General features: G+C 71.4%; 23 protein-coding genes. 18 read left to right on the forward strand and 5 right to left on the reverse strand.

What is annotated here, in order from left to right; genetic code table 11:
- Positions 1-104: 104 nt before the first annotated feature.
- Both ACWED2_RS16570 and ACWED2_RS16575 read right to left on the reverse strand, forming a co-directional pair.
- Entirely contained in the window at positions 105-1,301 is a 1,197-nt protein-coding gene (locus ACWED2_RS16570; RefSeq protein WP_449691328.1) for an MFS transporter, read from the reverse strand.
- A 311-nt stretch (positions 1,302-1,612) separates the two neighbouring features.
- Positions 1,613-2,530: an NADP-dependent oxidoreductase gene (locus ACWED2_RS16575; protein ID WP_449691329.1), complete on the reverse strand. Its 918-nt coding sequence runs from the start codon at positions 2,528-2,530 to the stop codon at positions 1,613-1,615.
- Between the two features lie 97 nt (positions 2,531-2,627).
- On the opposite strand from ACWED2_RS16575, the gene ACWED2_RS16580 reads away from it, so the two are divergent.
- Positions 2,628-3,284, forward strand: coding sequence for a TetR/AcrR family transcriptional regulator (locus ACWED2_RS16580; protein WP_449691330.1), 657 nt, complete (start codon positions 2,628-2,630; stop codon positions 3,282-3,284).
- Positions 3,285-3,302: 18 nt separating this feature from the next.
- Positions 3,303-4,049 carry an SDR family NAD(P)-dependent oxidoreductase gene (locus ACWED2_RS16585; protein ID WP_449691331.1) on the forward strand — a complete coding sequence of 249 codons (747 nt, stop codon included), beginning with the start codon at positions 3,303-3,305 and terminating at the stop codon, positions 4,047-4,049.
- Between the two features lie 69 nt (positions 4,050-4,118).
- Here the strand turns inward: ACWED2_RS16585 and ACWED2_RS16590 are convergent, their stop codons facing one another.
- Positions 4,119-4,736: a TetR family transcriptional regulator gene (locus ACWED2_RS16590; protein WP_449691332.1), complete on the reverse strand. Its 618-nt coding sequence runs from the start codon at positions 4,734-4,736 to the stop codon at positions 4,119-4,121.
- A gap of 116 nt (positions 4,737-4,852) precedes the next feature.
- On the opposite strand from ACWED2_RS16590, the gene ACWED2_RS16595 reads away from it, so the two are divergent.
- The 10 genes from ACWED2_RS16595 to ACWED2_RS16640 all read left to right on the forward strand — a co-directional run bounded on the left by ACWED2_RS16595 (position 4,853) and on the right by ACWED2_RS16640 (position 16,609).
- The gene (locus ACWED2_RS16595; protein ID WP_449691333.1) at positions 4,853-6,385 is read left to right on the forward strand and encodes an acyl-CoA synthetase; all 1,533 of its coding nucleotides are present in this window, start codon (positions 4,853-4,855) and stop codon (positions 6,383-6,385) included.
- Positions 6,386-6,396: 11 nt separating this feature from the next.
- Positions 6,397-7,389, forward strand: coding sequence for an LLM class flavin-dependent oxidoreductase (locus ACWED2_RS16600; protein WP_449691334.1), 993 nt, complete (start codon positions 6,397-6,399; stop codon positions 7,387-7,389).
- Between the two features lie 11 nt (positions 7,390-7,400).
- A complete protein-coding gene (locus ACWED2_RS16605) occupies positions 7,401-8,156 on the forward strand; it encodes an SDR family NAD(P)-dependent oxidoreductase (RefSeq protein WP_449691335.1) in 756 nt (251 codons plus the stop codon).
- A gap of 136 nt (positions 8,157-8,292) precedes the next feature.
- Positions 8,293-9,327 (forward strand): LacI family DNA-binding transcriptional regulator, encoded by a 1,035-nt coding sequence (locus ACWED2_RS16610; RefSeq protein ID WP_449691336.1) that lies wholly within the window; start codon positions 8,293-8,295, stop codon positions 9,325-9,327.
- A 208-nt stretch (positions 9,328-9,535) separates the two neighbouring features.
- The gene (locus ACWED2_RS16615; protein WP_449691337.1) at positions 9,536-10,702 is read left to right on the forward strand and encodes an ABC transporter substrate-binding protein; all 1,167 of its coding nucleotides are present in this window, start codon (positions 9,536-9,538) and stop codon (positions 10,700-10,702) included.
- 39 nt (positions 10,703-10,741) lie between these two features.
- Positions 10,742-11,695, forward strand: a complete 954-nt coding sequence (locus tag ACWED2_RS16620) for a carbohydrate ABC transporter permease (protein WP_449691338.1) — start codon at positions 10,742-10,744, stop codon at positions 11,693-11,695.
- A gap of 4 nt (positions 11,696-11,699) precedes the next feature.
- Positions 11,700-12,605, forward strand: coding sequence for a carbohydrate ABC transporter permease (locus tag ACWED2_RS16625; RefSeq protein WP_449691339.1), 906 nt, complete (start codon positions 11,700-11,702; stop codon positions 12,603-12,605).
- A gap of 20 nt (positions 12,606-12,625) precedes the next feature.
- Positions 12,626-13,579: a glycosyl hydrolase family 32 gene (locus ACWED2_RS16630; RefSeq protein WP_449691340.1), complete on the forward strand. Its 954-nt coding sequence runs from the start codon at positions 12,626-12,628 to the stop codon at positions 13,577-13,579.
- A gap of 16 nt (positions 13,580-13,595) precedes the next feature.
- Positions 13,596-15,542 (forward strand): glycoside hydrolase family 32 protein, encoded by a 1,947-nt coding sequence (locus ACWED2_RS16635; RefSeq protein WP_449691341.1) that lies wholly within the window; start codon positions 13,596-13,598, stop codon positions 15,540-15,542.
- A gap of 86 nt (positions 15,543-15,628) precedes the next feature.
- A complete protein-coding gene (locus tag ACWED2_RS16640; RefSeq protein ID WP_449691342.1) occupies positions 15,629-16,609 on the forward strand; it encodes a helix-turn-helix transcriptional regulator in 981 nt (326 codons plus the stop codon).
- Here ACWED2_RS16640 and ACWED2_RS16645 read toward each other — a convergent pair.
- Both ACWED2_RS16645 and ACWED2_RS16650 read right to left on the reverse strand, forming a co-directional pair.
- Entirely contained in the window at positions 16,602-17,372 is a 771-nt protein-coding gene (locus ACWED2_RS16645) for an isocitrate lyase/PEP mutase family protein (RefSeq protein ID WP_449691343.1), read from the reverse strand. The genes ACWED2_RS16640 and ACWED2_RS16645 overlap by 8 nt on opposite strands.
- Before the next feature lie 28 nt (positions 17,373-17,400).
- Positions 17,401-18,843, reverse strand: coding sequence for a hypothetical protein (locus ACWED2_RS16650; protein WP_449691344.1), 1,443 nt, complete (start codon positions 18,841-18,843; stop codon positions 17,401-17,403).
- A gap of 237 nt (positions 18,844-19,080) precedes the next feature.
- On the opposite strand from ACWED2_RS16650, the gene ACWED2_RS16655 reads away from it, so the two are divergent.
- The 6 genes from ACWED2_RS16655 (at position 19,081) to ACWED2_RS16680 (ending at position 22,923) form a co-directional block, all read left to right on the forward strand.
- A complete protein-coding gene (locus ACWED2_RS16655; RefSeq protein WP_449691345.1) occupies positions 19,081-19,233 on the forward strand; it encodes a hypothetical protein in 153 nt (50 codons plus the stop codon).
- Positions 19,230-19,547 (forward strand): hypothetical protein, encoded by a 318-nt coding sequence (locus ACWED2_RS16660; protein ID WP_449691346.1) that lies wholly within the window; start codon positions 19,230-19,232, stop codon positions 19,545-19,547. Before ACWED2_RS16655 ends, ACWED2_RS16660 begins: the two co-directional genes overlap by 4 nt.
- A gap of 85 nt (positions 19,548-19,632) precedes the next feature.
- Complete coding sequence (locus tag ACWED2_RS16665) at positions 19,633-19,959, forward strand: PadR family transcriptional regulator (protein ID WP_449691347.1); 327 nt, start codon at positions 19,633-19,635, stop codon at positions 19,957-19,959.
- A gap of 72 nt (positions 19,960-20,031) precedes the next feature.
- Entirely contained in the window at positions 20,032-20,790 is a 759-nt protein-coding gene (locus ACWED2_RS16670) for an HD domain-containing protein (protein WP_449691348.1), read from the forward strand.
- Complete coding sequence (locus tag ACWED2_RS16675; RefSeq protein ID WP_449691349.1) at positions 20,787-21,449, forward strand: hypothetical protein; 663 nt, start codon at positions 20,787-20,789, stop codon at positions 21,447-21,449. The genes ACWED2_RS16670 and ACWED2_RS16675 overlap by 4 nt, the downstream gene beginning before the upstream one ends.
- 157 nt (positions 21,450-21,606) lie before the next feature.
- Positions 21,607-22,923 carry an ABC transporter substrate-binding protein gene (locus tag ACWED2_RS16680; RefSeq protein WP_449691350.1) on the forward strand — a complete coding sequence of 439 codons (1,317 nt, stop codon included), beginning with the start codon at positions 21,607-21,609 and terminating at the stop codon, positions 22,921-22,923.
- Positions 22,924-22,947 lie beyond the last annotated feature (24 nt).

Below are 22,947 nucleotides of genomic sequence, written 5' to 3' on the forward strand. Positions count from 1 at the left end.
AACCGGCTCTTCGGGTTCCGGGTACGCGAGCCGGCCCTTCGGGTACGCACGCGACCCGCCGGCCCACTGCCCGGATCGCCGGGACAGCGGGCCCGCGCGCCGGATCAGGCAGCGACCTCCGGGGCGTCGTCCTGGGGGTGCACGACGACCGGTGGGGTGGTCGCCGGCTCCGGTGCCGGCGCTGGTGACGGTGCCGATGACGGTGCCGGCGCCGGGGTCGGGACCCGGCGGAACACCGCGATGTGCCCGCTGACCATCTGGCCGATCAGCACCGCCAGCACCAGCATCAGCGGCGTCCGCCAGGCGCCCGTGCCCGTGTGCAGCCAGCCGCAGACCAGCACCCCGAAGCCGGCGATGACGTACCCCACGCCCTGGACCACCGCGGACAACGCCACCGAGCTGTCCTTGCTGCGCAACGAAATGGTGGTCAGGGCGAACGCGAGCGCGCCCATGCCCGCGCCGGTCGCCGCGGCCCACAGCCAGGGCGCGGCCGCGGGTGCCAGGAGCAGGCCCGTCACCCCGATCACGTTGGGCGTGGCCAGGACGACGACCAGCAGGGTCTGGTTGCGCCAGCGGCGGGTCCAGCCCGGCACCAGCCACATCATCGGCAACCCCATGGCCATCGACAGCGCGAGGCACGCCCCCGCCGTCGTCGAGGGGACGCCCGCGCTGCGCAGGATCCCCGGCAGCCACCCCATCACCAGGAACGTCACCGTCGAGATGAGTCCGAAGTGGATGGTCAACGCCGAGGCCCGCACCGCGCCCGGGGCGGTCCGCGGCGACACGAACTCGCCCGGGGTGCGCTGCCACACCTGCTGGGCCAGCAGCGCCGTGCCCGCCCACACACCGAGGGCGACCCGCCACGACGACGACATGACCGCCGTGGGCGTGACCAGTGCGCCCGCCGTGCTGCCGACCCCGAGCCCGAACGTGAAGGCGGCGGAACCCTGGGCCAGCAACGGCAACATGGTGCCGAGCACGGCGATGGACAGGCACGCCAGCGCCGTCCCGATCAGGAGCTCCACCGAGCCCCCGAGCACCCGCCCGGCCAGCGACAGCACCAGCCCGATGAGAGCCACGGTGACGGTCCGGTGCGTCCCCACCCGGCCGCACAGCCACGGCGTCGCCCAGCCGCCGAGGCCGATGGCCCACAGCGGCAGGGCGACGAGCACCGCGGCGACGAGACCGCCGGCGACGGAGATGTCCGGCAGCGCCGCGCCGAGGCTGGTGACGGCCGGCCGGAGGTTCAGTGCGAGAACGAAGATGACCAGAGTGGAGACGGTGGTGGTAGCACGCGACATCGCTCCTCCTCGGACTCGAGGCCGGAGCGTTCTACTCCGTAGAACAATGTTTCGCGGTACGCGCGCCGCAGACATCCGTCACCTGACGGATGAACGAGCTTTTGTTGCCCTTCAACGGATATGTCCGTTCCGATGGGCCTGCGAACGGGCGTGCATCAGCACGGACGGCCACGTCCGCCGGGCGAGACGCGGCCGATCCGATCACGGTCCGTGCCGCGGAATCCCGGTGGCGGGGCGAAAACTCCTCGGTCGGCGCAGTGGTCGAGCCGGGGACGGAAGTGTCGTCACTGTCGATCACCACGGCGGCCCGGTCAGGAGTGGGTGACGGCGATCTTGCCGAGCGCGCCCGCGCCGAACGCGGCGAACGCCTCGCCGACGCGGTCGAGGGGATAGGTGGCGGTGACCGGGATCCGCAACGCGCCCGAGGCGGCCTCGGCGGCGAGGCGTGCCAGGGTTCGCGGGTTCGGGTCGGCCAGCACCGAGACGGCGGTGACGCCTTCCGGCGTGACGCCGAGGGTGGAAGCGAACCGGCCGTTCGGACGCAGCAGGCTCGCCAGCCGGTCGCCGTCGCCGGCCAGGTGCAGCACCGCGTCCACGCCCTCCGGTGCGAGCGCCCGCACCTGGGCCGGGAGGTCGCCGGCGAAGTCGACGACCTCGACCGCGGCCAGACCGGTGACGAACCCGGCTTCCGCGCCGGGACGGGCGGTGGCGATGACCCGCGCGCCCCGCGCCGCCGCGAGCTGCACCGCCAACGCGCCGACACCGCCGGTGGCCCCGGAGATCAGCACCGTGTCGTCCTTCGCGACGCCCACCGCGTTCAGTGCGTCGAGCGCGGCCGTGCCCGCCAGGCCCAGCGCCCCGGCTTCGCGCACGTCCAGCTCCGCCGGGCGGAGCGCCACGCCGTAGGCCGCCGACACGGTGACGTACTCGGCCAGCGAGCCGGTGCCCAGGAAGGGCTTCATCACCACGCCGAAGACCGCGTCGCCGACGGCGAACCCCTCGGCGCCTTCGCCGAGCGCTTCGACCGTTCCCGCGAAGTCCTTGCCCGGCACCAGCGGGAACCGGTGTTCCAGCATCCCCCGCAGGTAGCCGGCGGCGGTGGCGGCGTCGAAGCCGTTGACCGAGGACGCGGCCACCCGCACCAGCAGTTCACCCGCTTCCGGGCGCGGTCGCCCGACCTCGGTCACGGCGGGGGTGGCGGGGACGGATTCCAGTGTCGCAGCACGCATGGGGGTCACCTTCGGAATAAGTGGAACGGCCTACCCAGTTCCTGGATTCACCGTAGCAGACAAGTGGGTAGCTCGTTCCACTTGATAGGGTGGGGGCATGACGCAGTGCGAAACCGCGTTGCGCGCGGACGCCGAACGCAACCGCGAACGCATCATGGCCGCGGCCCGCCGGCTCTACGCGACCGAAGGACTCGGGGTTTCCATGGCGTCGGTCGCCCGCGAGGCCGGGGTCGGCAAGGCGACGCTTTCCCGGCGCTTCGCCACCCGCGAGGAGCTGATCAGCGCCGTGTTCGCCGACCGCATGGACGGCTACGCCGCCGCCATCGCCGAGGCGCTGGCCGACCCGGACCCCTGGCACGGCTTCACCGGCTACCTCGAGTCCATCTGCGCGATGCAGGCCGCGGACCGCGGCTTCGCCGCCGTGCTCGCCATGAGCTTCCCGGCCGCCGAAGAGCTCGAAGCCCGCCGCGCCGAGGCCTACCGGGGATTCCGCAAACTCATCCGCCGCGCCAAGGGCACCGGGCACCTCCGGGCGGACTTCACGGCCGAGGACCTCGTCGTCCTGCTGATGGCCAACGCCGGCGTCATCGCCGCCACGGCGGACGACGCGCCCGGGACGTGGCGCCGGCTCACCGGGCACCTGCTGCGCGCGTTCGCCGTTCCCGGGGCCCCGCTCCCCGCGCTGCCCGACGCCCCGGACCCCGCCGACCTCTTCCGCGCGATGACCCGCTTCGGGCGGCCCGCCGAACCGTGACCGACCGGAGGTCCCCGCATGGCCCGCATCTTCATCACCGGCTCCGCCGACGGCCTCGGCCTGGCGGCGGCCCGCACCCTGCTCGGCGACGGGCACGAGGTCGTCGTCCACGTCCGGAACGAGGAGCGTCTCGACGCCGTGCGTGATCTCCGGGGCGCGGAGGCCGTCGTCGCGGATCTCGCCGACGCGGCTCAGGTGCGGGACCTCGCCGAGCGGGTGAACCGGCTCGGGCGGATGGACGCCGTGATCCACAACGCCGGCGTCTACACCGGGCCCGCGGTCCTGCCGGTGAACGTGGTCGCGCCCTACCTGCTCACCGCGCTCGTCGACCGCCCGCAACGGCTGGTCTACCTCAGCAGCGGCGAGCACTTCCGCGGCTGGCCGAAGCTGACCGGCCTCGACTGGGCCGGCCACCGGCCCGGTTCCTACCCGGAGAGCAAGTTGTTCGTCACCACCTTGGCCGCGGCCGTCGCGCGGCTCTGGCCCGATGTGGCCGCCAACGCGGTCGACCCGGGCTGGGTGCCGACGAAGATGGGCGGCCCCGACGCGCCCGACGACCTCCGGCTCGGGCACCTCACCCAGGAGTGGCTCGCCACCGGCGACGAGCCGGACGCGCGCAGCTCCGGTGGTTACTGGCACCACCAGCGCCGCGTGCGGCCGCACCCCGCGGTACCGAACCACCGGTTCCAGGACCGGCTGCTCGAAACCCTGGCCGGTGTCACCGGAATACGGCTGGCCGGAGAGTCCACAGTAGAGGGTTCGTGACGGCACCGGCCCCGCGCCGCCGTCCAGCAGCTGGGGTACGGCGACGTCTCGGGCGAAGCCCGGCCGCGGTCAGCCGACCAGGCGGGGGAACAGCTCCCGCACCCCGCGCCGGAGGTCGTCGAGTGCCGTTTCCTCGCCGGCGAGGTGGCGCAGCAGCGCCTGCTGGAACAGCCCGTCGAACAAGGCGTACGCGTCGGCCGCGGAGCAGGTCGGCCGGCTCTGCGCGAGCTCGGCGTACGCGCTCACGTTGCGCCAGATCATGTCCCGGAGGCTGTCGTCGATCTCGGCGACGTCTTCGCGGAACGCCGGCTCGAACAGGGACTGCGTGCGCAGGTCGTACCACATGCGGTGCAGGAGGGGCGCCTCGCCGAGGGCGGTTGCGAGACCGTCCGCGCAGGCAGCCGCCAGCTCGGCCGGGGAGGCCGCCTCGCCGACGCCGCCTTCGTAGCGCTGTACGCAGGCGGCCTTGTAGCGCCGCACGCAGTAGGTGATCAGCTCGACCTTGTCGGCGAAGTAGTAGTGCAGCAGCCCGTGGGAGAACTTCGTGTGCTCGGCGATCGTGCGCAGGCTGGTGCGGGCGTAGCCGAGGTCGGCCAGCGCCAGGAGCGCCGCGTCGGCCAGTTCCCGGCGGCGGTCCTCGAACTTGTCGGCTGGGGTCCGGCGCCTCACGGCGGCTGCGCTGGTCACGGGTCCGAAGATACCATCCGGCGGTTTTCTGACCAATCGTCCAAGAAAATCTTGACATTCGTCCAAATGGCGGTCATGGTCTTCACCAGCCGCCGGCGAAGTCGGGAGGGACGACGATGTCTCTGTTCTTCTACCTGGAGAAAGGCGCCTCGCTGGACCCCGGGGCGCCCTGCCTGACCCTCGACGGGGTCACCCGGTGCTACGGCGAGGTCGTCGAGCTCGCCGAGGCCGTCGCCCGCGCGTTGCGGCGCTCCGGCGTCGCCCCGGGGGACAAGGTCGGCATCCTCTCCGCCAACGACCCCACCGCGTTCACCTGCGTCTTCGGCATCTCCCGGGCGGGTGCGGTGTGGTGCCCGATCAACCCGCGCAACGCCGCCGTCGAGAACGCCGAGCTCCTGGACCTCTTCGACTGCGCCACCCTGGTCTTCCAGCCCGCCTTCGAGGACCTGGTCCGCCGGATCGCCCCGCGGCTGCCGAAGCTGACCACGCTCGTCCGCCTCGGCGACGGCGACGGCTTCGCGCCCGGTTTCGCCGCCTGGGTCGACGCCGCGCGCGACGACCTGCCGGCCGTGGCCGACCCACCGGACGACGTCGTCGCCCTGGTCGGGACCGGCGGCACGACCGGGCGGCCCAAAGGCGTCATGCTCACCGGCCGCAACCTCGAAGTCATGTCGGCGATCACGCTGATGAGTTACCCGTTCGAGGGTCGCCCGGTCTACCTGGCCCTGGCCCCGCTGACGCACGCGGCCGGCGTCCTCTGCTTCCCGGTCCTCGCCCGCGGTGGCGAGGTCGTGATCATGCCGAAGCCCGACGTCGGCCGGTTCCTGGAGCTGATCGAACGCCACCGCGTCACCCACACGTTCCTGCCGCCGACGCTGATCTACCTGGTGCTCGGCCACGAAGCCCTGGACCGCACGGATCTCTCGTCGCTGCAGTGCTTCTGGTACGGCGCGGCGCCGATGTCGACGGCCCGGCTGACCGAAGCCCTCGACCGGATCGGGCCGATGGCCCAGCTGTTCGGCCAGTCCGAGGCCCCGATGATGATCTCGACGATGTCGCCCGCCGAGCACCGGCGGCCCGACGGGACCGTCCACACCGGACGGCTGGCCTCGGCCGGGCGGCCGTCGCCGCTGGTCACCGTCGCGATCCTGGACGGCGACGGAAACACCGTGCCACCAGGGGAACGCGGCGAGATCTGCGTGCGCGGATCGCTGGTGATGGCCGGCTACTACCGCAATCCCGAAGCCACCGCGGAAGCCTCCGCGCACGGCTGGCACCACACCGGCGACATCGGGTTCCTCGACGGCGAAGGCTTCCTCCACATCGTCGACCGCGCCAAGGACATGGTCATCACCGGCGGGTTCAACGTCTACTCCGCCGAGGTCGAACAGGCGGTGCTGGCCCACGACGCGGTCCGCGACTGCGCCGTGGTCGGCCTGCCCGACGAGAAGTGGGGCGAGCGCGTCACCGCCGTCGTCCAGCTCCGGCCCGGCGCCGACCTGGACACCGGCGAGCTGATCGCCTTCGTCAAGGACCGCATCGGCAGCGTCAAGGCACCCAAGCAGATCGAAGTCTGGCCGGACCTGCCCCGCTCGACCGTCGGCAAGGTCCTCAAGGCCGAGATCCGCACGACCCTCACCACCCGCTGAAGGGAAACACCATGAAACTCGCGCTCTACCTCCCGAACTTCCGCGACAAGGTGACCGTGCGGGAGCTCGAGGACCTCACCGCGCTGGCCGAGGACCTCGACTTCGACTCGGTCTGGACGCTCGACCGGATCATCGTCCCGGAGACGTCCGACACCCAGGAGATGCAGTACGCCTTCGGCATGATCGAGGGCTTCCCCAAGGGCCTGCCGGTCAGCTCGCGCGGCGAGTTCCTGCAGGGCATGCCGCTCATCCCGTGGCTGGCGGCCAAGACGTCGAAGGTGCGGATCGGGATGAGCATCATCGACACGCCCTACCGCGCGCCCGGCGTCCTCGCCGCCGAGCTCGCGACCATCGACCACCTTTCGGGTGGCCGGCTGAACGTGGCCGTCGGGTCCGGCTGGATGCCGGAGGAGTTCGCCGCCGCGAGCGCGACGCACATCTTCCCCAAGCGACACCGGCACGTCCGGGAAACCCTGGAGATCATGCAGGGCATCTGGACCAACGACGTGTTCGAGTACCACGGCGAGTTCGCCGACTTCCAGCGCAGCGGGTTCGGCGCCAAGCCGGTGCAGCAGCCGCACCCGCCGATCTTCTTCAGCGGCCTCAAGGACGCGAAACGCTCGGCCGCCCGCATCGCGAAGTACGGCCTGTCCGGCTGGATCGGCATCCAGGACTCGCCCGAGGACATCCGGCGCTGGCGCACCGAAATCCACCGCGAACTGGCGGCCCTCGACACCCCGCGCTCGGTCGACGACCTCGAGATCGCCAGCATGATCTGGTTCGTCATCACCGACCAGGACATGGACCAGAGCCCGCTCGGCAAGGGCACCAACCTGCTCGTGGGCTCCCAGGCGCAGATCACCGACCAGCTCAAGCGCTACCGGGAAGCGGGGCTCACGATGCCGTTCCTGTGGCCGCCCTTCCAGGACGTCCCGGTGGCCAAGACGCTCGACGACATGAAGCGGCTGAAGGAAGAGATCCTCCCCAAGATCGAAGCGATGTGAAAGGGACCAGCATGTCCGAACTCGAAGGAAAGCGCGTCTTCGTCACCGGCTCCGGCGCCGGCATCGGCAAGGCGATCGCGGCGCTGTTCACCGAACGCGGCGCCCGGGTCGTCGTGAGCGACCTCGACTCCCTCTCGGCCAAGCAGACGGCCGGCGAGATCGGCGCGGCCGGCGTCGCCAACTGTGACGTCACCGACGAAACCCAGGTCCAGACGGCGATCCAGCAGGCGGTCGACCTCCTCGGCGGCCTCGACGTCCTGGTCAACAACGCCGGGATCGAGGTGTCGTCGCCGCTGCTGCAGCAGTCGACGGAGAGCTTCGACAAGATCTTCGCGGTCAACGTGCGCGGCACGTTCGTGACGATGAAGGCGGCGACCCCGCACCTGGTGGAGTCCAAGGGCAACATCGTCAACATCGCCTCGATCGCGGGCATCGGCGGCAGCCCGCTGCTCGGCTCGTACTGCGCGACGAAGGCCGCGGTCATCCAGCTGACCCGGGTGGCGGCGGTCGAGATGCGCCCGACGGGCGTCCGGGTCAACGCGGTCTGCCCGGGCTTCGCCGACACGGCCATGGTCGAGCGCCTGGTCCCGGACTTCGAGGCGGCGACCCAGGTCCCGTTCGGCGACCTGGTCGCGGCCAAGCAGGGCCGGCTCGGCACCCCGCAGGACATCGCGGAGGTCGCGGCGTTCCTGGCGTCCGACCGGGCGAGCTGGATCACCGGCAGCCACTACGTCCTCGACGGCGGGTTGACCGCGTCCCTGGTGTGAGGCGCCCCTCCGGTGGGGCCGCTTCCGGGCGGCCCCACCGGGGCGGGCACCCCTTGACGGCGGAACGACGGCGCTGCATACTCCCGTAACCTCCCGTTAATCGATTAACGGAGCAGGCGGGAAGGAGAGCGCCGCGATGGCCCGAGTCCGGATGTCCGACGTGGCCGCCCGTGCCGGGGTGTCCACGGCAACCGTGTCGCTGGTGCTCAGCGGGCGGGACGCGGCGCGCGTGTCGCCGCAGACCCAGCAGCGGGTGCGCGAGGCGGCCGCGGCGGTCGGTTACGAGCCGAATTCGGTCGCGCGGAGCCTGCGGACGCAGCGGACCCGGATGGTCGGCCTGATCTCGGACACGATCGCCAGCACGCCGTTCGCCGGGCGGATGCTGGCCGGGGCCAACGACGTGGCGCGGGCGCACGGGCACCTGGTGATCCTCGTGGACACCGAGCAGGACCCCGGCGCCGAGCGACAGGCGCTGAACGCGTTGAGCGGCCAGCAGGTCGACGCCGTGATCTACGCGAGCATGTGGCACCGCGTGGTCGAGGTGCCGGACGGCCTGCCCGCGGACGCCGTCCTGCTCGACTGCGCCCCGGCCGCGGGCGGGCGGCCCGCGGTCGTCCCGGACGAGCGGGCGGGCGGGATGGCCGCGGTGCGGGAACTGGTCGCCGCCGGGCACCGCCGGATCGCCTTCCTGGACGCGGCGGAGCGGTTCGAACTCGTCGCGTCGCCACTGCGGTACGAGGGGTACCTGAGGGTGCTGGCGGAGGCCGGGATCGAGCCGGATCCCGCCTGGCACGTCCGCGCCGAACCGGTGGCCTCCGGCGGGCGGGAAGCCGCCGGGCGGTTGCTGGACCTGACGGCGGACAACCGGCCCACCGCGATGTTCTGCTTCAACGACCGCATGGCGATGGGCGCCTACGCGGCCGCACACCACCGGGGCCTTTCGGTGCCCGGTGACCTGTCCGTCGTCGGCTACGACGACCAGCAGCTGGTCGCGGCCGAACTCGATCCGCCGTTGACGACGATCGCGCTGCCGCACTACGAAATGGGCCGGTGGGCGATGGAGGTCGCGCTCGGGCTTCGTCCGGCGGACCCGGCGGCCCCGCACCTCATGGCGTGCCCGGTCATCCGCCGGGCTTCGGTGGGCCCGCCGCCTGCCGCGTTCGGCGGCTGACGGCGGACCGCCCTTCTCACTGCATTCCCACATGGCAGTTGGCGCTGCCATCCGGCACGGAGGCGACGGCCAGGTCGCGCTCCGCAACAGAGAAAGAGATTCCACGGTGAAACGCAAATCCCTCTCCGTCATGGTAGCGGTAGTGCTCGCGCTGGGCGGTTGCGCCCGCGCAAGCCAAGAATCCTCCGGCGCTCCCGGTGAGATCACGATGTGGACGCACTCGGCGGGCAATCCCGGTGAGCTGGCGGTCTACCAGCGGATCATCGCCGACTTCAACAGTTCCCAGAACCAGTACAAGATCGTCGAGCAGAACTTCCCGCAGGGTTCGTACAACGACGCCGTCACCGCGGCCGCCGCGTCGCGCAAGCTGCCCTGCCTGCTGGACATGGACGGCCCGGTGATGCCGAACTGGGCGTGGGCCGGCTACCTGCAGCCGCTGGGACTGCCCGACGACCTGATCGGGACGCTGCTGCCCACGACCGTCGGCCGCTACAAGGACACCGTCTATTCGGCGGGCTACTGGGACGCCGCGTTGTCGATCTTCGCGCGGAAGTCGGTGCTGGACAGGAACGCCATCCGGATCCCGACGATCGAGCGGCCGTGGACGCTCGAGGAATTCGACGCGGCCGTCGCGAAGCTGAAGGCCAACGGCTACGCCACGCCGCTGGACCTGGGCGCCGCGGACAAGGGGGAGTGGTGGTCGTACGCGTATTCGCCGATGCTGCAGAGCGCCGGCGGTGACCTGATCGACCGGGTCACCATGAAGTCCGCCGACGGCGTGCTGAACGGCCCGGATGCCGTGAAGTTCTTCACCTGGTTCCAGCAGGCGTTCAAGAACGGCTGGGCGGACAACGCCGGCCCGGTCGGCAACCAGCGCTTCATCGACGACAAGGTCGCCCTCAGCTACACGGGCGTGTGGAACGCCAAGGACGCTCTCGAAAGCGTCGGCACCGACCTGCTGATCCTGCCTCCGGTGGACTTCGGGAAGGGCCCGAAGATCGGCGGCGGTTCCTGGCAGTGGGGCATTTCCGCGGGCTGCCAGCAAACCGAAGGCGCCCGGGCCTACCTGAAGTTCAGCTTCCAGGACAAGTACCTGACCGCTTTCGCCGACAGCCAGGTGGTCATCCCGAGCACCACGGCGGCCGCAGCGGCGTCGAAGTACTTCGGCGACACCGCTCCGCTGCACCCGTTCGCCGTGCTGTCGCAGAAGTTCGCCCTGGCCCGACCGGCCACGCCCGGCTACCCGGTGATCTCCTCGACGTTCGAGAAGGCCGCCAAGGACATCATGAGCGGCGCCGAGGTCAAGCCGGCGCTCGACACCGCCGTGCAGGCGATCGACACCGACATCAAGTCCCAGAACGGCTACGGCTTCTAGCTCCCCGGCAGCGCACCCACCGAGAGGGAAGGCTTCTCCATGACGGCGACCATCTCGCCGGACACCCGCGCCGCGAGCGCGGTCCCGAAACCCGTTTCCCGCCCGAAGGTCCACCACGAACGACGCTCCGCGCGCCGGGCCGGCTGGGCCATGGCCGCGCCCGCGGTCCTGTTGCTGCTGGCGTTCCTCATCGTCCCGGTGCTCCTCGGGTTCGTCCTGTCGTTCACCAACGCCCGGCTCGTCTCGCCCGAACCGACCACCTTCACCGGCCTCGACAACTTCGTCCGGGCCTTCACCGCCGATCCGGCGTTCCTGCGCTCGCTGGTGAACACGTTCTGCTTCGCCGCGGTCGTCGTGCCGGTGCAGGCCGGGTTCGGGCTGCTGCTGGCCATCCTGGTGAACCGGAAGATCCGGGGTGCGGTGGCGTTCCGGGTCATCTTCTTCATCCCGGTCGTGACCTCGATCGTCGTGGTCTCGATCCTGTGGAAGTTCATGTACCAGCCCGACGGGCTGATCAACTCGTTCATCGATTCGATCACCTTCGGCGCCTGGCAGGGCACGGCTTGGCTGAACGACCCGAGCACCGCGCTGTTCGCGATCATCGTGCTGTCGATCTGGCAGGCGGTGGGCTTCCACATGCTGATCTGGCTCTCCGGCCTGCAGACCATCCCGCCGGAGCTGTACGAGGCGGCGCGGATCGACGGCGCGGGCACCTGGCAGCAGTTCCGCCACGTGACCTGGCCGTGCCTGCGGCCGACCCGGGTGTTCGTGCTGATCACGATCACCATCGCCGCGCTCGGGCTGTTCGTCCAGATCGACGTGATGACCCAGGGCGGCCCGGTGGACTCCACCTCGACGCTGGTCTACCACGCCGTCCGGATGGGCTACCACCAGCAGCAGATCGGCTACGGCTCGGCCCTGTCCCTGGTGTTCTTCGTGCTGGTGCTGATCGTCGCGCTGGTCCAGCGCTTCCTGACCCGGGACAGGGACTGAGCGCATGATCATCCACAAGGGACAAATCGACGAGCGCGTGCTGCGGCGGCGCCGCCGGGTCTGGACCTACCTGGTCCTCGTCGGGCTCGCCGTCTTCTTCCTGTTCCCGCTGGTGTTCATGTTCGTCTCGAGCCTGAAGCCCGATGGCCAGATCCTGTCCGACGTCGGCGGCTGGCGGGCGTTCCTGCCGGTGGGGGACATCGGCTTCGACAACTACGCCGAGGTGTTCGACCGGGTGCCGGTCGGCCGGTTCCTGTTCAATTCGGTCCTGGTCACGGTGGTGATCGTGGCCGCGGGGCTGGTGGTGAACTCGATGGCCGGGTTCGCGATCTCGCGGCTGCGCTGGACCGGCCGCGGGGTCGTGCTCAGCGTCGTCATCGCCACGCTGATCGTGCCGTTCGAGACCATCGCGGTGCCGATGGTCTACTGGGTCTCGCAGCTGCCGACCCTGCTGGTCCAGAACGGACAGCTCGTGTACGACTTCGGCTGGCTCGACACCTACCAGGTGCAGATCGTCCCGTTCATCGCCAACGGTTTCTCGATCTTCCTGTTCACGCAGTACTTCTCGACCATTCCCACCGCGCTCGACGAGGCGGCCCGGATCGACGGCGCGGGCTGGTTCACCGTCTACCGCCGGATCGCCGTGCCGCTGTCCGGCCCGGCGTTCGCCACCGTCGCGATCCTGACGTTCCTGCCGGCCTGGAACCAGTACCTGTGGCCGAGCATGGTCGTGCAGGACGAGAAGCTGCGGCCGGTGATGGTCGGCATGCAGTACTTCTTCCAGGACAACACCGCCTGGGGCGAGGTCATGGCCTACACGTCGATGATCACCCTCCCGGTGCTCGTGGTGTTCCTCGCCTTCCAGCGCGCGTTCGTCAGCAGTGTCGCGGCCAGCGGCGTCAAGGAATGACGGCTCTTCGAAAGGATCGCATGTTTTCGCTGCCCGACTCCTGGGTCTGGGACTTCTGGTTCGCCGACGACGGCGACCGCTACCACCTGTTCTTCCTCTACGCTTCCCGTGCGCTGCACGACCCGGAAGCCCGCCACTACCGCGCCTCGATCGGCCACGCCGTCTCGGCCGACCTGGTGCATTGGAACCGGATCGAGGACGCGCTGGTCCGCGCGGACGCCCCCGCGTTCGACGACCTGGCGACCTGGACCGGTTCGGTCGTGCGGCACCCGGACGGGACCTGGTTCCTGTTCTACACCGGCGCCACCCGCGCGCCCGGCGGCAAGAACGTCCAGCGGATCGGCTACGCCACCTCGCCGGATCTCGTCACGTGGCACCGCGCTGCGGAAAATCCGGTGCTGGCCGCCGACCCGCGCTGGTACGAGACGTTGGACGACGGCTGGCATGATGAGGCGTTCCGCGACCCCTGGGTGTTCGCCGATCCGGCCGGGGACGGCTGGCACATGCTCGTCACGGCTCGCGCCGCCACCGGTGAGCCGTTCGAGCGCGGCGTCGTCGGCCATGCCGTCTCCGCGGACCTGCGGCACTGGGAGCTGCGCCCGCCGCTGACCGCGCCCGGGCCGCGCGGGTTCGGGCAGCTGGAAGTCCTGCAGGCCGAGGTGGTGGACGGCCGCCCGGTGCTGCTGTTCTCCTGCCTGGCCGAACACGCCTCGGCCGACCGCCGGGCCACCGGCACGACCGGCGGGATCTGGGCCGCGCCCGCCGGGAGCCCGCTCGGGCCGTTCGACATCGCGGCCGCCGAACCCGTCACCGACGACCGCTGCTACAGCGGCCGCCTGGTCCGCCGCCGGTCCGACGGCCGCTGGGTGCTGCTCGCGTTCCACCACCGCGGCGAGTCCGGCTTCGTCGGCGCCATCGGCGATCCCGTGCCGGTGGCGTGGGACGGCAAACGTCTCGCCCTTCTCGAACCCTGATCTCCCGGAGGTCCCCATGCGCTCAACGACGAGCCGCCTTCGCCTGCTGCCGGTCGCCGCCCTCCTGGCGGCGACGGCGGCGGTGGGCCCGACCGACGCACCTCCCGCCGCGGCGGCGGTCACCTACCGCGCGCAGTACCACTTCACGGTGCCCGACCACTGGAAGAACGACCCCCAGCGGCCGGTGTACGTCGACGGCAAGTTCAACTACTACTACCTCTACAACGCCGACTACCCGACCGAGGTCGGGACCGCCTGGCGGCTGGCGACGACCACCGACGGCGTCGCCTTCGCCGACCAGGGCATCGCGGCACCGAAGAAGACCAACGCCAACCACGACCTGTGGTCGGGTTCCGCGGTGGTGGACACGGCGAACACGGCCGGTTTCGGTGCCGGCGCGGTGGTCCAGCTGGTCACGCAGATGGACCACCCGGTCAACGCCTCCGGGCCGCAGGCGCAGTTCCTGTGGTACTCGATCGACGGCGGCCGGACGTTCCGGCCGTACGGCGACACGCCGGTGATCCCGAACGGCGGCCGCCGCGACTTCCGCGACCCCAAGGTGAGCTGGGACGCCGCGCGCGGCCGGTGGGTCGCGGCGATCGCCGAAGGCGACCGGATCGGGTTCTTCACCTCGCCCGACCTCAAGAACTGGACGTGGCAGTCGGACTTCGTCGGCGGAATGGGCATCCTCGAGTGCCCGGACCTCTTCCCGATCCGCGCCGACGACGGCACCACGCACTGGGTGCTCGGCGTGAGCGCCGGCGGGACACCGGGCACCTACGCGTACTGGACCGGAGCCTTCGACGGCGCCGCGTTCACCGCCGACGCCGCGCCACAGTGGCTCGACCACGGCTTCGACTGGTACGCCGGAGTCACCTGGGAGGACCCGGCCGCGCCGGTGGACCGGCGGTTCGGCCTGGCCTGGATGAACAACTGGGCGTACGCCGACACCACCCCGACGTGGGCCGCGGACGGCTTCAACGGCACCGATTCGATCGTCCGGCAGATCACGCTCAAGCACTATCCGGACGGCTACGCCCTGGCCTCGCAACCGACTCCCGCGCTGGCCGCCCACGCGAGCTCGGTGACCGACCTCGGCACGATCGAGGTGAACGGTGGCTTGGTTCCGCTGGCCTACCACGGCTCGGCCTACCAGCTCGACACCGACGTCAGCTGGACCCAGCTCGACAACGTCGGCCTGCAGCTGCGGGTCTCGCCCGACGGGACCCGGCACGCGGACACCGGGATCCACCACGACTACAGCTACCTCAACCGGCGTCAGACCGGGCAACCCGACACCACCGGTACGCGCGGGGAGAGCCACGCGCCGTGGAACCCGGCGAAGACCAGCGCGCACCTGCGGATCCTGGTCGACCGGACCACGATCGAGGTGTTCGTCGACGACGGCCGGTACGTGCACTCCAGCGAGGTGTTCGCCGACCCCGCCGACACCGGCATCAACCTCTACACCACCGGCGGCAGCGCGACTTTCGCGAACACGACGATCACCGGGTTCCCGGACCTGTCCCAGCGCCCGGCACACGTGATCTCCGGATTCGAAGGAAGTTCTTACGACCCCGGCTGGACCGCCACCGGCAGCTTCACCGGCACCGGCCCGTCGTTCGAACACCTGCCCGGCATGGTCGGCAACGCGGTCCTGGACACCTTCGCCGGCGGCGGCGACCCGGCCACCGGCACGATCACCTCGCCCCCGTTCACCCTCGACCGCAACCACCTGCACTTCCTCCTGGCCGGCGGCGACCACCCGGCCGGGACCTCGATCAACCTCGTCGTCGACGGCCAGGTGGTGCGAACGGCGACCGGAGACGACACCGGCGTGCTCAAACCGATCGACTGGGACGTCGGCGCTCTGCAGGGGCGCAGCGCCCGGGTGCAGGTCGTCGACCAGGCGACCGGCGCGTGGGGACACCTCATGGTCGACCAGCTGCTGCTGAGCGACTGAGCGAGTACCGGCAACCCAGGCCCGGACGCCTGACGTTGCCGCAGTAGCGGTCAGGGAACGTCCGCTTCTCGTGGCACCATCGACCCATGCCGACTGCTTCCTCGACGGCCACCTCGGGTCGCCTGCTCTCGCTGCTGTCCCTGCTGCAGGCCCGCCGGGACTGGCCGGGCTCGCTGCTCGCCGGCCGGCTGGGCGTCAGCGAACGGACCGTGCGGCGGGACGTCGACCGGCTGCGGGAGCTCGGCTACCCGGTCCAGGCGGTCAAGGGGCCGGAGGGCGGCTACCGGCTCGAAGCCGGGAGCCGGCTGCCGCCGTTGCTGTTCGACGACGAGCAGGCTGTCGCGCTCGCGGTGGCGCTGCGGATCGCCGTCGGGACCGGCGCCGGGATCGAAGAGGCGGCCGCGCGGGCGCTGGCCACGGTGCGGCAGGTGCTGCCGGCCCGGCTGCGGCAGCGCGTCGACGCGCTGGAGATCACCGCGGCCGGCGGCACCACCCAGCTCGACCCGGACATCCTGCTCGCGCTGAGCTCGGCGATCCGGGCCACCGAGGAGGTCCGGTTCGACTACGAGCGGCCGGCCGGCGCCGAGCTCCGGGCGCCGCGGCGGGTGCAGCCGCACCACCTGGTGGTCCGGAGTGGACGGTGGTACCTGGTCGGGTGGGACGCCGCCCGGGAGGACTGGCGGACCTACCGCGCCGACCGGATGACCCTGCGCGTGCCCAACGGCCCCCGGTTCACCCCGCGGGCGGTGCCGGGCGGTGACGTCGCGGCGTTCCTCGCCGCCCGGTTCAAGGGCGCCACCACCGCCGACGGCTGGCCGTGCCGGGGCGAAGTGCTCCTCGACCGCCCGGTCGCCGAGGTGGCGCCGTTCGCCGGGGACGGCATCGTCGAAGAAGCCGCCCCCGGGAAGACCCGGCTGCTGGCCGGGTCCTGGTCCTGGGGGGCGCTGGCCGCCGGGCTGCTGCGGTTCGAGTGCGACGTCGAGGTGGCCGGCCCGCAGGCCCTGCGTGACGCGTTCGCCGACCTGGCCCGTCGCGCCGGCCGGGCGGCGGCGCCCGGGGTCAGTTGAGCTTGCGGGTGTCGGCGGGGAGCCCGCCACCGGCGTAGACGTCTTCGGCCAGCTTGGCCAGCGCGGTCAGCGCGACGTTCTGGCTCCACGGGCCGTAGGAAACGCGCGACACGCCGAGTTCCTGGGCGCGCGCCAGCGGGATCGAGCCGGGGATGCCGATGAGGTTGACCTTGCGTTCGCCGAGTTCGCCGACGAGCCGCGCGACCTGGTTCTCGTCCAGCTTGCCCGGCACGAAGAAGTTGGACGCCCCGGCGTCGAGGTAGGCGCGGCCGCGGGTGATGGCCTCGGTCAGCGCCGTCTCGGGATCGGTCTTGAGGAAGGCGTCGGTGCGGGCGTTGAGGACGAAGTCGACCCCGGCCGACTGCGCGGCCGCGACGGCGGCTTCGACGGCCTTCACCGCTTCGCCCAGCGGCTTCATCTGGTCCTCGAGGTTGGCGCCGACGGCGCCGGCCTCGATCGCCCTGGCCACCGTGCCGCCCGGATCCCCGTAGCCGGCCTCGAGGTCCGCGGTGACCGGCAGGTCACCGGCGTTCCGCACGATCAAGGCGACTTCGGCGATCATCTCGTCGCGCGGGATCTTCTCGCCGTCGGGGTAGCCGCGCGAGGCCGCGATGCCGTGACTGGGCGTGGCGAGGGCCCGGGTCCCGGGAGTCCCGGCGACGACCTTGGCGGTGATGGCGTCCCAGACGTTGACGACGAGCAGCAGTTCGGGAGCGGCGTGCAGCTGCTGCAGGAGGGTGGCCTTCTCGGCGGTCGAAGTCATGCCGTCCAATGTAGGCGGGTACCCGGCTTCACCGCCCGGCGGACAGCGCCGGGTGGGCGCGGATCCGTTCGGCGAGTTCCCGGGCCTCCCGGGAACTCCGGTAGGGCGCGGTGTCCAGCGTCGCGCAGATGTCGGACAGGCGCGCGGCCAGGTGGGCGACGCCGGCGGTGGCGGACGTGCTGATCACCGGGTCGAGTGCCGCGTCGGCGGCGTCCAGCTCCCGGGTCGCGAGGTAGCCGTCGGTCATCTCCAGCCGGGTGGAGGCCTCGCCGCCGTAGCGGCGGTGGCGTTCGGCATCCGTCGAGTACAGGCCCAGTGCGCGTTCGGCGGCTTCGATCGCCAGCACCGGCTTGCCCACCTGCACCCAGGCGCCCGCGTTGCAGAACGACTGCCGGGCCTCGTCGAAGCCGAATTCGCCGCCGACGAGGTCGTGCAGCTCGTCGGGCTCGGTGACGTGCTCGCGAGCGTGGTGACCCAGGCCGATCACCTTCTGCGTCTCGCGGACGTCGCCGAGGTGGGCCCAAGCGCGGCTCTCGATGTTGCACAGCCGCACGAAGCCGGTGCCGTTGCGCAGGTATTCGCGGCCGGCCTGCGCCAGGTCCGCCGCCTCCCGCGGGTTCCCCGACCAGAACGCGATGAGCGCCTGGGTGCCCCGCAGCCACGCCTTGAGTCCACTGTGGCCGATGATCTCGGCGTAGACCCAGGCGGCGCGCGACTGTTCGGCCGCGGCGCCGTAGCAGCCCAGCTCCATGCTCGCGTTGGCCAGCAGCCCGCACGTCTGACCGGCGAGCAGGTAGAGGTGCGACTGCTGGGCCGGGTGGGCCTGCCGCTGCAGCAGCCGGAAGACGCGGTCGCGGACGCGGACGAGCTCGCCGAAGATCTCGGCGGGCTGGGTGCGGATGGAGGTGCGCGCGAGCTGGACCACGTCGTGGTCCAGCTGCTCGAGCGTGATCGCGCCGACTTCGGTGATCTCGGCGCGCTCGGCGTGCGCCCCGGACGCGTGGGCGGCGGCGTTGACCGCGGCGGCGTTGAGGCGCCCGGGCCCGGGCGGCGGGGGTGCGGCGTCCGGCTCGGCCGGCGGCAGCTGCTCGAGCACGAGCCGCTCCGGCTCGGGCAGCAGCGGCAGTTCGTCCTCGCCGAGCAGGGCGCGGGGCACGGTGCCGTAGACCCGGGCGAGCAGGGCGAGGACGTGCACGGTGGGGCGGAGGCCCCGCTGCGGCCACGCCTCGTATTCGCTGATCCGCTTGCCGGTCATCGGGGCCCGGCCGTCGCCGAGCAGGTCGTTGCAGCGCGCGGCGACCGCCGTCTGGGACAGGCCGTGGGTGTATCGCCACGCCTGGCGGGGGTTGAACTGCCAGCGGCCGGTCATCTCGGCCGCGATCTTGGCCGGGCTGCTGCCGCCGGCGAGCAGCTGGTGCCGGAGCCGTTCCCGCTCCGGCTTGCTCCCGGGCTTCGACCCGCTGGTTCCCATGACGCCGCTCCGAGACCGAATGGGTGATCCGCACACCGCGGACGGTCGACCACCGTAGCGCATCGCCGCTTTCCGCGGCAGCACCGGAAATCGCGCGGAAACTCCGGCCGAAACTCCCATCCGGCGGGAACCCGCCCGGCCGGGCGGACGGGGAACGCTGGTCCGCTGCACCGGATAGAGTGGAGGACCCGTGTCCCGTCTTCGCGACACCGCTGGTACCGGCCCGCGGAGGCGGTCATGACCGTGCGCTGGGTCGAAAGCGCCCGCGGCGGCGGGACACCGGATGACCGCGGCCGCCCGGCGCGGGTCACGCCCGTCCGCGCGGCCGCCCCGGCCGGCCCGCCCGCCGGGAACTCCCGGCGCGCCCCGGACGAGCGGGACCGCCGGTGACCACCGTCGAACAGGGGCTGCACGCGCTCGTCGCCCGCGGATTCCGGTTCCAGTACATCGGCGACCGGCGGGGCGAGCTGGCGATCCTCGTGGGCACCTACGGGTGGCCGGAGTTCAGCGACCGCATCGAGATCCACGGCGAACACCAGGCGTCGGCGGCCCGCACGAGGGCCGGTTCGGCCGAGGAGGCCGTGTGGCGCCACCGCGGTGACACCTTGTCGGTGATCGCCGCCCTGCTCGCCCTCCCGCCGCCGCGCGAGCCGCGGGCACCGGAATGGTTCTTCGCGGACGATCGCCGCCACGGCGGCGCCTGACGTCACATTCCGGGTCGGGCACGGGGCGCGGAAGGGCCCGCCGTCCTGTGGACAAGCTGAGGCCTACCTATGTAGAGTACGACATATGGGAGAACCTCGGATGACGCTGCAGACCCAGCTGGTGCTTCGCGCACTGTTGCAGCGGCCCGCCCGGGAGCAGTACGGCCTGGAGCTCTGCGCGGAGACAGGCCTGCCCAGCGGCACCATCTATCCCATCGTCGCCCGGCTCGAGAACCTCGGGTGGGTCGAAAGCCGCTGGGAGAACCCGAACGAGCACATCGTCGAGAAGCGGCCGCGGCGCCGGTACTACCGGCTGACCGGCGACGGGGCCGAGCGGGCCCGGGCCGCGCTGGCCCGGGTGCACCGGCCGGCCCGGATGCTCGGGTTCGGCCTGGCGGGGGAGACGACATGAGCACCGCCGACGTATTTTTTCCCGCGGAGGCGGCATGAGCACCGCCGACGTACTTTTTCCCGCGGAGGCGGCATGAACACCGTTCCGCGGCTGGTCACCGAAATCGCCGGCCAGTACCCGGAGGCCGACGCCGAGCTGGTCGAACGCGCGTACGTGTTCGCGGCGTTCTGGCACCGCGGCCAGCACCGGCGCAGCGGTGACCCCTACATCTCCCACCCGCTCGAGGTCGCCGCCACGCTGGCCCGGCTGGGCCTCGACGCCCGGATGGTGTGCGCGGGCCTGCTGCACGACGTCGTCGAAGACACCCGGTGCCCGCTCGGCCTGGTGCGCACCGAGTTCGGCGAGGAGATCGCGGCGCTGGTCCAGGGGCTGCTCGTGCTGGAGCGGGACGGCGGTCCGCTGGAATCCGCCGGACGCCGGGTGCTGATCCTCAAACTCGCCGATCGGCTGCACAACATGCGGACCATCCGGTTCCTGCCGCAGGCCCGGCAGGAGCGGAAATCCCGGGAAACCCTGGAGGTCCTGGTGCCGCTGGCCGGCCGGCTGGGTCTCGACACGGTGCAGGCGCAGCTGGAAGCGCTGTCGCTGGCGACGCTCTACCCGGACCGGTTCATCGTCCACAGTGGATCCTTCGGTGGCCTCGGGCTCTCCCGGAAGGTCCTGGCCTTCGCCACCGCCCTGCTCCCCGCGGACGCCCGCGCCCGCTGGCTCGAGGAGTGGACCGCCGAACTGCACGCGCTGCCCGGCCGCCGTGCCCGGGCCCGGTTCACCGGGCAGGTCGTGGCCGGTGTCGCGCGGCTCGCGATCGCGCTGCGGCGACCCGGGCCATGAGGCGGCCGCCGCGGCACGTGCCGTGCCACCGGGCGATCGTGGCCGTGGACGTCGAGGCGTCCACGGCCCGGCGCAACCCGGACAAGATCACCCTTCGCGCGGCGCTCTACGAGATGTTCGAAGCGGCCCTGCACACCGGCGGTATCACCCGGCGGCGCCGCGACCCGCTCGTCGACTGCGGCGACGGAATCCTCACCCTGATCCACCCCAGCGACCGCACGCCGAAAACGGTGCTGCTCAACCGGGTGATCCCCGAGCTCGGCCGGCTGCTGGCCGAGCACAACGCCCGCCACCCGGCGCACTGCCTGCGGCTGCGCGCGGCGGTGCACGCCGGTGAAGTCCACTACGACCGCCACGGCTGTTTCGGTGAGGCGGTGGATCTCACGTTCCGGCTGCTCGACTCGCCCGAACTGAAGCGGGCACTCAGCCGCTCGGCCACCCCGTTGACGCTGGTCGTCTCCGACACCATCTACCAGTCGATCATCCGCCACGGCTACGACCGGATCGACCGGGAGCACTTCCGGCCGCTGGTGCACGTGACGGTCGCCGACCGGCGGCACGACGGCTGGGTTCGTTCCGCGCAGCCGGACTTCCCGTCACCGAGGCCATCCGCTGACGCGTCGGCCGTCGTTTCCCGGCCTCGATTCTCCCTGCCCTGAGATCGTTTTTCTTTTCCGACAGGGATTTTGTCACTTTCCGGCCGTGGCCGAGGATGCGTTGAGGTCGATTGACATCAGACGTCATACGACTTACGTTATTCGAATCCCAGAGTCGACGGAGCCTCTGGACAGTCCCCGCAGGGGAGTGTGATCAGCCATGATTCAGCGACGTCTGTGGCTCGTCTTCGTGGCGGCAATGGCCGTGGCGGGTTGCTCGACCGCCACGAATACCGCGTCGAGCCCGACGAACTCTCCGGGGAAGGTCGGGGGTGACCTGACCATCTGGGTGGACGCCGCGCGCCTGCCGGTGGCGCAGGCCTACGCCAAGGAACACCCCGGCGTCCACGCCGACATCGTCACCTTCGACGGCGACGGCAACGGGGCGACCACGTTGCAGACGAAGATCCAGCTGTGGAACCGGACCGGCAAGGGCTGGCCGGACGTCATCTTCAGCGAGCAGGTCAACGACCCGGTGTGGATGGCGCAGAAGCCGTTCGAGTTCGCCGCGCCGGTCAAGGACCTCATCCCGCAGGACGTGCTCGCCAAGTGGCCGGCGAGTTCGACCGCCCAGTGCACGATCAACGGCACGCAGTACTGCGTGCAGGACAACCTCGCCCAGGTCGTGCTCTGGGTCAACAAGAAACTGATGGACCAATTCCACTACACGGTGCCGAAAACCTGGCAGGAATGGGCGACTCTCGGCGAAACCGTCGCCAAGGAACACCCCGGCTACATCGTCGGGAACATCGGGGATTCGTTCAGCCACTGGATCTACCTGTGGGGCAACCAGTGCCCGCTCTCGCAGGTGAAGGGCACCAGCGTGACCATCGCCGCGACGGACTCGCACTGCACCCGGGTGGCCGGCCTGCTCGACCCGCTGATCAAGAACGGGACGGTGCCCCCGCTGAGCGTGTTCACCCCGGACTTCGCCCAGAAGTACGGCGGCGCCGACGACAAGGTGCTGCTGATGCCGGGGCCGTCGTGGTACGCCCAGGCGGTCTTCGACCAGGCGCTGCACGTGCCGGCCAAGCAGATCACGGCCGCGCCGCCGCTGCAGTGGGGCAGCGAAACGCCGGTGACGACCGGTCAGGTCGGCGGCGGGCCGTGGATCATTTCCCGGCACTCCACCAACCTCGCGACCGCGGCGGACTTCGTCACCTGGGCCACCACCGTGTTCAACCCGAGCGGCGCCGACAGCCGGCCCGGTTACCCGGCCTACGCACCGCTGGCCACCAAGTGGCTGGAGCAGCAGGCGGCCAACGCCTACTACGCCGCCGACCCGACACCGGCGCTCAAGGCCGCCGCGGACCAGATCTGGTCCGGCTGGAACCTGGTTTCGTACCCGGACCAGCCTGTGTGGTCCACCAGCGTGGTCACGGAGCTGGTGGCGGGCAAGCCGTTGAGCTCGTTGCTGGAGCCGTTCGGGAAGGCGCTCGGGCAAGCGGCGCAGGCGGCCGGCTATGCGGTCGGCTAGCACCGCCGAAGCGGGCGCTCCTGC

The sequence above is a fragment of the Amycolatopsis sp. NPDC005003 genome, from assembly GCF_053600695.1.

Excerpts from the sequence above, each read along its gene's own strand:
- ACWED2_RS16600 (WP_449691334.1), top strand. The coding sequence starts at position 6,397 with ATGAAACTCGCGCTCTACCTCCCGAACTTCCGCGACAAGGTGACCGTG.
- ACWED2_RS16650 (WP_449691344.1), bottom strand. The coding sequence starts at position 18,843 with ATGGGAACCAGCGGGTCGAAGCCCGGGAGCAAGCCGGAGCGGGAACGG.
- ACWED2_RS16605 (WP_449691335.1), top strand. The coding sequence starts at position 7,401 with ATGTCCGAACTCGAAGGAAAGCGCGTCTTCGTCACCGGCTCCGGCGCC.
- ACWED2_RS16630 (WP_449691340.1), top strand. The coding sequence starts at position 12,626 with ATGTTTTCGCTGCCCGACTCCTGGGTCTGGGACTTCTGGTTCGCCGAC.
- ACWED2_RS16645 (WP_449691343.1), bottom strand. The coding sequence starts at position 17,372 with ATGACTTCGACCGCCGAGAAGGCCACCCTCCTGCAGCAGCTGCACGCC.
- ACWED2_RS16680 (WP_449691350.1), top strand. The coding sequence starts at position 21,607 with ATGATTCAGCGACGTCTGTGGCTCGTCTTCGTGGCGGCAATGGCCGTG.
- ACWED2_RS16675 (WP_449691349.1), top strand. The coding sequence starts at position 20,787 with ATGAGGCGGCCGCCGCGGCACGTGCCGTGCCACCGGGCGATCGTGGCC.
- ACWED2_RS16625 (WP_449691339.1), top strand. The coding sequence starts at position 11,700 with ATGATCATCCACAAGGGACAAATCGACGAGCGCGTGCTGCGGCGGCGC.
- ACWED2_RS16610 (WP_449691336.1), top strand. The coding sequence starts at position 8,293 with ATGGCCCGAGTCCGGATGTCCGACGTGGCCGCCCGTGCCGGGGTGTCC.
- ACWED2_RS16595 (WP_449691333.1), top strand. The coding sequence starts at position 4,853 with ATGTCTCTGTTCTTCTACCTGGAGAAAGGCGCCTCGCTGGACCCCGGG.
- ACWED2_RS16655 (WP_449691345.1), top strand. The coding sequence starts at position 19,081 with ATGACCGTGCGCTGGGTCGAAAGCGCCCGCGGCGGCGGGACACCGGAT.
- ACWED2_RS16620 (WP_449691338.1), top strand. The coding sequence starts at position 10,742 with ATGACGGCGACCATCTCGCCGGACACCCGCGCCGCGAGCGCGGTCCCG.
- ACWED2_RS16635 (WP_449691341.1), top strand. The coding sequence starts at position 13,596 with ATGCGCTCAACGACGAGCCGCCTTCGCCTGCTGCCGGTCGCCGCCCTC.
- ACWED2_RS16615 (WP_449691337.1), top strand. The coding sequence starts at position 9,536 with ATGTGGACGCACTCGGCGGGCAATCCCGGTGAGCTGGCGGTCTACCAG.
- ACWED2_RS16640 (WP_449691342.1), top strand. The coding sequence starts at position 15,629 with ATGCCGACTGCTTCCTCGACGGCCACCTCGGGTCGCCTGCTCTCGCTG.
- ACWED2_RS16585 (WP_449691331.1), top strand. The coding sequence starts at position 3,303 with ATGGCCCGCATCTTCATCACCGGCTCCGCCGACGGCCTCGGCCTGGCG.
- ACWED2_RS16670 (WP_449691348.1), top strand. The coding sequence starts at position 20,032 with ATGAACACCGTTCCGCGGCTGGTCACCGAAATCGCCGGCCAGTACCCG.
- ACWED2_RS16570 (WP_449691328.1), bottom strand. The coding sequence starts at position 1,301 with ATGTCGCGTGCTACCACCACCGTCTCCACTCTGGTCATCTTCGTTCTC.
- ACWED2_RS16580 (WP_449691330.1), top strand. The coding sequence starts at position 2,628 with ATGACGCAGTGCGAAACCGCGTTGCGCGCGGACGCCGAACGCAACCGC.
- ACWED2_RS16575 (WP_449691329.1), bottom strand. The coding sequence starts at position 2,530 with ATGCGTGCTGCGACACTGGAATCCGTCCCCGCCACCCCCGCCGTGACC.
- ACWED2_RS16665 (WP_449691347.1), top strand. The coding sequence starts at position 19,633 with ATGGGAGAACCTCGGATGACGCTGCAGACCCAGCTGGTGCTTCGCGCA.